This is a genomic window from Streptomyces sp. 4F14, from assembly GCF_048159485.1.
In the GTDB taxonomy this organism is placed as follows: Bacteria; Actinomycetota; Actinomycetes; order Streptomycetales; family Streptomycetaceae; genus Streptomyces.
This window is the reverse complement of the sequence record NZ_JBLRVY010000112.1, coordinates 1-491: the sequence shown is the minus strand read 5'-3', so window position 1 is coordinate 491 and position 491 is coordinate 1. Positions and strand designations below refer to the sequence as shown.

Annotated in this window: 1 protein-coding gene; it reads left to right on the top strand. The window is 70.1% G+C overall.

Features of this window, described 5'->3' with window-relative positions:
• On the top strand, positions 1–491 hold a 491-nt coding region (locus tag ACLZOT_RS49880), incomplete at both ends, for an NAD(P)-binding domain-containing protein (protein WP_416975968.1).

The following is a 491-nucleotide window of genomic DNA, read 5'->3' as shown; positions in this document are numbered from 1 at the left end:
AACAGGGCATCCACTTCGTGGGAGTCGGCGTCTCCGGGGGTGAGGAGGGGGCGCTGCACGGGCCGTCGATCATGCCGGGCGGGTCGCCGGAGTCGTACGCGGTGCTGGGCCCGATGTTCGAGGCGATCAGTGCGAAGGTCGACGGGGAGCCGTGTGCGACGCACATCGGGGCGGACGGGGCCGGGCACTTCGTGAAGATGGTGCACAACGGCATCGAGTACGCCGACATGCAACTCATCGCCGAGGCTTATGACTTGCTGCGGCAGGTCGGGGGGTACGGGCCGGCGGAGATCGCGGGCATCTTCCGGGAGTGGAACGAGGGCCGGCTCGGCTCGTATCTGATCGAGATCACGGCCGAGGTCCTGGGCCACACCGACGCCTTGACCGGCGGGCCGTTCGTGGACGTGGTCGTGGACCGGGCGGGGCAGAAGGGCACCGGGCGCTGGACCGTGCAGACGGCGCTGGACCTGGCCTCGCCGGTGACGGCGATC